This window comes from Myxococcus llanfairpwllgwyngyllgogerychwyrndrobwllllantysiliogogogochensis (genome assembly GCF_006636215.1).
Classification (GTDB): Bacteria; Myxococcota; Myxococcia; order Myxococcales; family Myxococcaceae; genus Myxococcus; species Myxococcus llanfairpwllgwyngyllgogerychwyrndrobwllllantysiliogogogochensis.
Genome location: NZ_VIFM01000367.1, coordinates 1 through 9,240, shown reverse-complemented (window position 1 = coordinate 9,240; position 9,240 = coordinate 1). Strand labels below are relative to the sequence as shown.

The following is a 9,240-nucleotide window of genomic DNA, read 5'->3' as shown; positions in this document are numbered from 1 at the left end:
TGAAGGCGAGGCGCTCGGGGGGGTAGTTGGGGTCGAGAGCGACGTAGAAGGCGCCGGCCTTGAGGGTGGCGAGGACGGCGACGGCCATGTCGAGGGACTTGTCGAGGCAGATGCCGACGGCGCCGCCCGGAGTCACGCCGCGAGAGGCGAGGTGGTGGGCAAGCTGATTGGCGCGTGCATCGAGGGCGGCGTAGGTGAGCGAGCGCGAGCCATCGGAGATGGCGATGGCGTCGGGCGTGCGGAGCGCCTGGGCCTCGAAGGGGCCGTGCATCGTCGTGACGGCGTGAGACTCGCGTGACGTGTCATTCCAGGAGACGAGGAACTGGTGACGCTCCTGCTCATCGAGCAGGGGCAGGCGCCACAACGTCTGGCTCGGGTCGCTGATGGCGGATTGCAGCAGCCGCGACAGGTGCGCGCCCATTCGCCGAGCCGTGTCCGGATCGAACAGGTCGGTGTTGAACTCGAGCAGGCCGCTGATGTCATCGCCATGGTCCGCGAGCAACAGGGACAGGTCGAACTTGGCGCTGCCGTAGGTGACTTCCACGGGACCCGGAGCGTGTGCCGGCTCCTCATTGCGCGCCTCGGTGCGACGCTGCCGCGGCGTGTTCTGCAGGGCGAGCATCACCTGGAAGAGCGGAGACCGGCTCAGGTCCCGCTCGGGCTTCAGCTCGTCGACGAGCTTCTCGAAGGGCACGTCCTGGTGCGCATAGGCACCGAGCGTCGTCTCCTTGAGCTGAGCCAGCAGTTCACGGAACGTCATCGCCCCCGTCAGCCGTGCGCGCAGCGCGAGCGTGTTGGCGAAGAAGCCGACGATGCCTTCCAGTTCCGTTTGCTGCCGGTTCGCGATGGGCGAGCCGACGACGAGGTCGTCCTGCCCCGAGTACCGCGCCAGCAACGTGTGGAATGCGGCGAGCAGAACCATGAAGGGTGTGACGCCTTCGCGCTTGCACAGTGCACGCAGCGCCTCTGTCACCTCGGTGCTCAGGTGCACCGGGAGCGACGCGCCGACGTGGGTCTGCACGGGCGGGCGCGGCCGGTCGGTCGGCAGTTCGAGCGCATGAGGTGCGCCTGCGAGCTGCTGCCGCCACCAGGAGAGCTGTTGCTCCAGTGCCTCGTCGCGCAGCCAGCCGCGCTGCCACAGCGCGTAGTCCGCGTACTGGAACTCCAACGGCGCGAGCGGGGACGGACGCCCCTGGGAGAACGCCTCGTAGAGCGCGCTCACTTCGCGCAACAAGATGCCGTTGGACCAACCATCCGAGACGATGTGGTGCACCGTGACGAGGAGCACATGGCTCTGCTCGGTCACTCGCAGCAGGGATGCTCGCAGCAGGGGTGAGTGCGTCAGATCGAAGGGCTTCTTGGCCTCGGCGGAGGTCAGTCGCACGAACTCCGTGTCCAGGGCCGTGCCTGTCAGGTGTCGGAGGTCGGTGACGGGAACCGACAGCTCGGCGCGCGGATGGATGACCTGAACCGCGGTGCCGTCCTCCTGCACGTGGAAGGAGGTACGCAACGCCTCATGGCGCTGCACGAGTTCCTGAATCGCGCGCTCCAACGCGGAGGTGTCCAGGTCGCCATCGAGCTGCTTGCTCGAGTGGATGTTGTAGGAGGCGTTGTTGGGCTCCAGCCTGTCGAGGAACCACAGACGCTGCTGCGCGAAGGACAGCGGCAGCGGCCCGGTACGAGGCACCGCCACGAGCGGAGGCCGCGTGTTGGCCGGAGTCTCTCCACGGGCCGCTTCGACCCGCAGCGCAAGCTCACCCACGGTCGGCGCCTCGATGAGCGCGCGAAGGGGCAGCTCGACGTCGAAGGCCTTGCGGACGCGAGAGACGACCTGGGTGGCGAGGAGAGAGTGGCCGCCAAGGGAGAAGAAGTCGTCGGAGACGCTGACGGAGTCGAGGTGGAGGACCTCTGCCCAGATGGCGGCGAGGCGAGTCTCGGTGGGGTTGCGAGGCGCGAGGAAGGAGTCGGTGGGGCTGGAGTCGGGAGCCGGGAGAGCCTTCCTGTCGAGCTTGCCGTGGGTGTTGATGGGCAGAGCGTCGAGGGCGACGAAGGCCGAGGGCACCATGTATTTGGGGAGGCTGAGGAGCAGCTCCGCGCGCAGAGACGAGGTGTCGACGGAGGCCGGGGTGACGTAGGCGACGAGGCGCTTGAGGCCGGGGACGTCCTCACGGACGAGGGCGGCGGCGTGGTGGACGGAAGCCAGCGCTTCAAGAGCGGCTTCGACTTCGCCCAGCTCGATGCGGAAGCCGCGCAGCTTCACCTGGAAGTCGATGCGGCCGAGGTACTCGAGGTGGCCATGGGCAAGCCAACGGGCTTTGTCACCGGTGCGGTAGAGGCGCGCCCCCGGTACCGAGGAGAAGGGGTTGGGGATGAAGCGCTCTGCGGTGAGGTCCGGGCGGAAGTGGTAGCCGCGAGCGAGGCCGTCGCCGCCGATGAAGAGCTCTCCGGGGACGCCGATGGGGGCGGGCTGGAGCGAGGCGTCGAGGATGAAGGTGGCGACGTTGGAGAGCGGCCCACCGAGGGCGGGGCGAGCGGAAGCGCGGATGGAGAGCGCGGTGGTGTCGACGGTGGCCTCGGTGGGTCCGTAGACGTTGAAGGCGCTCAGGGAAGGCGAGGAAGAGAGCGCGGCCCAGAGGGAGTCGTCGATGGCCTCACCGCCGATGAGGAGACGGAGGGGGCGGCCGGAGTCCGCGAGGCCTTCGTCGAGGAGGAGGCGGAGGTGGGAAGGGGCGCAGTCGAGGACGTCGAGCTGGTGCTTCTGAATCCAGGAGAGGAGCACGGGGACGTCTTCGCGAGCAGCCTGAGGGACGAAGCAGAGGCAATGGCCCTGGGAGAGGAAGACGAGCTGCTTGACGGAGGCGTCGAAGGAGAGGGGCGCGTTGAGGGAGATGCGGAGAGGGCGCTGGACGTCGGAGTAGACGGAAGAAGAGAGGGCGGAGAGGAGATTCACCACGGAGAAGTGGTGGACCATGACGCCCTTGGGACGTCCGGTGGAGCCTGAGGTGTAGATGACGTAGGCGAGGTGGGAGGGAAGGGAGACGCGAGGAGGATTGGAGTCCGGGAGCGCGGCGAGAGAAGCGCGCAGTGCGGCGTCATCGAGGCAGAGGGCCGAGCAGGAGGCCGAGTCGAGACGAGGCAGGAGGTGGGACTGGGTGAGGACGAAGGGAGCGCCGGAGTCCAGGAGCATGAAGGCCAGGCGCTCGCGAGGGTAGGCGGGGTCGAGAGGGACGTAGGCGGCGCCGGCCTTGAGGATGGCGAGGAGGGCGACGAGGGAGTCGACGGAGCGCTCCAGGCAGAGGGCGACACGGACTTCGGGCCCGACACCGCGCGAGCGCAGCAGGTGAGCGAGCTGGTTCGAGCGCTGGTTGAGCTGGAGAAAGGAGAGAGACGCGGAGTCGTCGAGGACGGCGAGGGCGTCGGGCGTGAGAGCGGCCTGGGCCTCGAAGCGCTCGTGGAAGGCGCCAGTCCAGGGCAACTCGCGGCGGGTGTCGTTCCACTCGACGAGCACCTGACGGCGCTCCTCGGCCGGCAACATCGGCAGCTCACCCACGAGGGTATCGGGGGTGGTGATGGCGGCTTCCAGCAGGGTGTTCAGGTGCTCCACCCAGCGCGTGATGGTGGCCTCCTCGAAGAGGTCCACGCGGTAGCTGAGTCCACCGGCTAGGCCTTCCGGCGTCTGTGACAGGGTCAGCGTCAGGTCGAACTTCGTGACCTGGAGCTCCTGCGCGAATGACTCCAGGTGCAGCGGAGAGCTGTCCGCGGAGGTGCTCTCCACGGTGCGGTTCGCCACCGGGAGGTTCTGGAGCGACAGCATCACCTGGAAGAGCGGCGTGTGGCTCAAGCTGCGCTGAGGCTTCAGCTCTTCGACGAGCTTCTCGAAGGGAACATCCTGGTGCTCATAGGCGGCCAGCGTGGTGGCGCGGACCTGGGCCAACAGCTCCCTGAAGCGCAGCCCGGGGCGGACCTGCGTGCGAAGCACGAGGGTGTTCACGAAGAAGCCGATGAGGCCCTCGGTCTCCGTCCGGGTGCGTCCCGCGATGGGCGACCCGACGGCGATGTCGTCCTGTCCGGAGTAGCGAGCGAGCAACACCTGCCAGGCGGCGAGCAGCGCCATGAACGGCGTGGCCCCTTCCTGGCGGCAGAGCGTCATCAGGCGCTCCGTCAGCTCCTTCGACAGCCGCACGGGGCGCGAAGCCCCACGAGGATTGCGCACGGGGGGACGGGGCTTGTCCGTCGGCAGCTCCAACAGCGGAGGAAGCGCTCCGAGCTGACGACGCCAGTACCCGAGCTGCTGCTCCAGCACGTCACCCTTCAGCCAGGAGCGCTGCCAGGCCGCGAAGTCCGCGTACTGGATGGGGAGCGCGGGCAGTCGGGCGTCTCCACCCGAGGCAAAGGCTTCATAGAGTGCCGCGAGCTCCTGGATGAGCACCCCCATGGACCAACCGTCCGAGACGGCGTGGTGCATGGTGACCAGCAACACATGCTCCTCGGGCGCGAGCCGCACCAGCATCGCCCTGAGGACGGGGCCCCGGGCGAGGTCGAACGGGCGCTGAGCCTCCTCTGCGGCGAGTCGCCGTGCGTGCTCCTCGCGTTCCTCGGCGGGCAGGATTCCCAGCTCCACGATGGGCAGTGAGAACGGCTCGGCCGGATGGATGTGCTGAATCGGCTCGCCATCACGCGCGAGGAACGTGGTGCGGAGCGATTCGTGGCGTTCGAGCAGCGCGGTGAAGGACCGCTCCAGCGCGGCGGTGTGGAGCGTTCCACGCAGCCTCAGCGCGGAGGGAATGTTGTACGCGGAGCTGCCGGGCTCCAGCTGATCCACGAGCCAGAGCCGCTGCTGCGCGAACGACAGCGGCAGCTCTCCGGTGCGCGGCGTGGGAACCAGCGGAGGCGCTTGCCGTGAGTGCTCCTGCCGAGCAGCGGCGATGCGCGAGGCCAGCGCCGCCACGGACGGCGCCTCGAAGAGCGCACGCAAGGGCAGCTCGACCTCGAAGGCCCTGCGGATGCGAGACACCACCTGCGTGGCGAGGAGGGAGTGGCCGCCAAGCTCGAAGAAGTCGTCGGAGACGCTGACCTTGTCGAGACGGAGGACGTCCGCCCAGATGGAGGCGAGCACCTCTTCGGTGGGATTGCGAGGCGCGAGGAACGACGCGGAGGACGCGAATGCGTCGGGAGACGGGAGGGCCTTCCTGTCGATCTTGGCGTTCGTGGTGAGCGGGAACGCGTCCAGATGGAGGAGGAAGGAGGGCAGCATGAACTCGGGCAGCTTGAGCTTGAGGAACGAGCGCAAGGCGGCCGAGTCGATGGGAGCCGAGGACGTGAAATAGGCGGCGAGGCGTTTGTCGCCCGGCGTGTCCTCGCGCAGCAGGGCGAGGGCCCCCGTGACGGACGGATGAGACAGCAGCGCGGCTTCGATTTCGGGAAGCTCAATGCGGAAACCACGCAGCTTCACCTGGGCATCGGAGCGGCCGATGAAGTCGAGTGCGCCGTCATCGCGCCAGCGGACCAGGTCGCCGGAGCGGTAGATGCGTGCTCCGGGCGTGGTGCTGAAGGGGTTGGGGATGAAGCGCTCGGCGGTGAAGTCGGGGCGGAGGAGATAGCCGCGTGCGAGACCCTCACCACCGATGAACAGCTCACCCGTGACGCCAGGGGGAACAGGCTGGAGTGTGGCGTCGAGGACGAAGAGCTGCGTGCCGTGGATGGGGCGGCCAATGGGCAGCGGCGCCCCGACGTCTTCGGGCCGGGAGACCGTGAACACGGACGCGAAGACGGTGGACTCCGTCGGGCCGTAGGCGTTGGACACAGGCACGCGCCACGCGCCGAGGGCCTTGCGGACGTGGACTGGCGAGACGATGTCGCCGCCGGTGAGGACGTGCTGCAACGAGCTCAAGCCCGGAAGCTCGGAGTCCGCGAGCTGGGAGAACAGACCACTGGTGGCCCAGAGGGTGGTGACGCCGTGACGGGAGACGGCGAGTTCGATCTCCTCGAGGGACAGCGCATGCGGCGGCGGGACGACGAGCCGCGCGCCGTGAAGCAGAGCGCCCCAGATTTCGAAGGTGGAGGCGTCGAAGGAGATGGGCGCGAGCAGCAGGTGCGTCTGCTGGGGGCCGAACCTCGTGTAGTCGGGACCCACCAGGGTGCGAAGGACCGCGGAGTGCGGAGTGCCGACGCCCTTGGGCCTGCCGGTGGAGCCGGACGTGAAGTCGACGTAGGCGAGCGACAGGGGCAGCGCCGCGAGCGGCAGCGCCCCCGTGGGCTGAGACGAGAAGTCGACGTCGTCGAGGACGAGGGTGGTGAGGCCCTCCGAGGGGAGCTTCGACGCGAGGACTCGCGAGGTGAGGAGGAGCAGCGGCTGGGTGTCCTCCATCATGGCGGCGAGGCGCTCTCGGGGATAGCTGGCGTCGAGAGGGACGTAGGCGCCGCCGGCCTTGAGGATGGCGAGGAGGGCGACGACGAGGTCGAAGGAGCGCTCCAACGAGAGTGCGACGCGAGAGTCGGTGGAGACGCCCAGGGCACGCAGGTGCCAGGCGAGCTGGTTGGACCGGGCGTCGAGCTGGCCGTAGGTGAGGACGTCCTCTCCGAAGAGGAGCGCGGTCTTGTCGGGAGAACGCGCGACAACGCGCGCGAAGACCTCTGGGAGGGTGGAGTCGGTATCGGTGACGAGCGGTGATGAAGCCCAGTCGACGAGGACGTTGCGGCGCTCGGCCTCCGTGAGGATGGAGTGCGCGGCGACGGGGACGTCGGGACGGGTGACGACGGCTTCGACGAGCAACTCGAAGTGACGCGCCATGCGCTCGACGGTGGAGCGCTCGAAGAGGTCGGAGTTGTAGCCAATTCCTCCGAAGATGCCGTCCGGCGTCTCGACGAGGCTGAGCTGAAGCTCGAACTTCGACGTGCTTCCGCTGATCTCCACCGGGCTGAGCGTCAGCTCCGTCTTCTGGATGGCGGAGGCCGGCGTGTTCTGGAGGACGAAGAGGACCTGGAACAGCGGGCTGCGACTCATGTCGCGGCTGGGCTGGAGCTCCTCGACGAGCCGCTCGAAGGGGATGTCCTGATGCGCGTAGGCGCCCAGCGCGGCCTCCTTCACCTGCCGCAGCAATCGCGGGAAGGACGCCTGGGAGTCGATGCGGGCGCGCATGACGAGCGTGTTGACGAAGAAGCCGATGAGCCCTTCGAGCTCCGAGCGGTGACGCCCCGCGATGGGCGAGCCGACGGTGATGTCGTCCTGGCCGGAGTAGCGGGACAGCAGGAGTTGCCACGCCGCGAGCAGCGCCATGAAGGGCGTTGCGCCTTCACGCTGGCAGAGGGCCTTGAGCTTCTCTGCGGTTGCGAGCGGGACGCTGACGTACACCTGCCCGCCAGCGGTGGTCTGCACCGTGGGTCGAGGCTTGTCGAGTGGCAGTTCGAGGGCCGTGAGGTCCGCGAGCTGACGGCGCCAGTACGCAATCTGCGCGTCAAGCACGGCACCCTGGAGCCAGCCACGCTGCCAGACGGAGAAGTCCGCGTACTGGATGGCGAGCGGCGCGAGGGGCGACGGCTTGCCGTGGGCGAAGGCGTCGTAGAGCGCGGCGACTTCCTGGGTGAGCACGCCCATGGACCAACCGTCGGAGACGATGTGGTGCATGTTGAGCGCGAGCACATGCTCCGTGTCCCTCAACTCGAGGACCTGAGCGCGGATGAGCGGGCCCGTGGAGAGGTTGAAGGGCTGCTGGTACTCCTCCTTGAGCCTGCGCTCTACCTCCGCACGGGTGCTCTCCTCGTCATGGCCTCGGAGGTCCACGCGAGTGACGGGCAGCTCGGCATGCGGCGCGATGACCTGCAAGGGCTGGTCGTCTCGCTGGATGAAGGTCGTGCGGAGCGCTTCGTGGCGGCGAACGAGTTCATTGAGGCTGAGCTGGAGCGCGTGGATGTCGAGGTGCCCGTCCAACCGGACGAAGGAGGGCATGTTGTAGATGGAGCTGCCGGGCTGGAGCTGGTCGATGAACCAGAGACGCTGCTGAGCGAAGGAGAGGGGCAGCGGGCCGGAGCGCGGCACCGGGAGGATGGGAGGAGGTTGAGCGCTGAGGTTCTCGTGTGAGGCCGCGAGAATGCGCGCGGTGAGGGAGGCGACAGTGGGTGCCTCGAAGAGGGCGCGGAGGGGAAGCTCGACGCCGAAGGAGGAGCGGACGCGAGAGATGACCTGGGTGGCGAGGAGGGAGTGGCCACCGAGTGCGAAGAAGTTGTCGGTGACGCCGACGCGCTCCAGGCGGAGGACGGTGGCGAAGAGGGAAGCGAGCTTCTCTTCGTCGGGGTTGCGAGGAGCGACGAAGGAGGAGTCGCCCCGCAGGGAGTCGGCGTCAGGAGCGGGAAGCAGCTTGCGAGCAAGCTTTCCGCTGGGAGTCAGGGGGAGCGCCGCCAGGGAGAGGAAGGCGGAGGGCACCATGTACTCAGGCAGCCGCTTGAGGAGGAAGGTGCGCAGGGCCTCGGAGTCGAGGGTGGTGTCGGGAGCGAGGACGACGTAGCCGATGAGGCGCTTGTCGCCGGGGACATCCTCGCGGACGACTGCGGCGGCGTCACTCATTCCTGGCGCGGTGCGGAGGACGGACTCGACTTCGCCCAACTCGACGCGGAAGCCACGGACCTTCACCTGGAAGTCGAGGCGGCCGAGGAACTCCAAGGTGCCGTCAGCCTTCCAGCGAGCCGCGTCGCCTGTGCGGTAGAGGCGAGAGCCCTCTTCGCCCGAGAAAGGATTCGGGACGAAGGCCTGAGCGGTGATGTCGGGGCGGGCGAGGTAGCCGTGAGCGAGGTGGGTGCCTCCGACGTACACCTCACCCGAGACGCCAATGGGGACGGGCTGGCCGAGGGTGTCGAGGACGTAGAGCTGCGTGTGGGCGACGGGCGAGCCGATGGAGGGCAGGCGAGGCCAGGAGGAAGGTGCGCCCTGGAGCCGGAAGGCGGAGACGACGTGGGACTCGGAGGGGCCGTACTGGTTTTCGAGGACGCTGCCCGGGAGCTTCTCGAAGAAGGAAGCGAGGGTGGAGTTGACCTGGAGTTGCTCGCCAGCGGTGACGACTTCGCGAAGGGCGGAAGGAAGCGTGGCGCCGTGAGAGACGGAGTCCGCCATGGCCTGGAGGGCGACGAAGGGGAGGAAGAGTCGCTCCACCTGCTGGCGGTGCATGAAGTCGAGCAGGGCGGGGATGTCCTGGCGGAGTCCCCCGGTGGGCAGGACGACGTGGGCGCCGACCCACCAGGAGGCGAAGA

At 68.3% G+C, this 9,240-nt stretch carries 1 protein-coding gene; it reads right to left on the bottom strand.

Annotated elements, in window-relative coordinates:
• Nucleotides 1–9,240: non-ribosomal peptide synthetase (locus FJV41_RS45470; RefSeq protein ID WP_141648886.1), on the bottom strand; the 9,240-nt coding region annotated here is incomplete at both ends.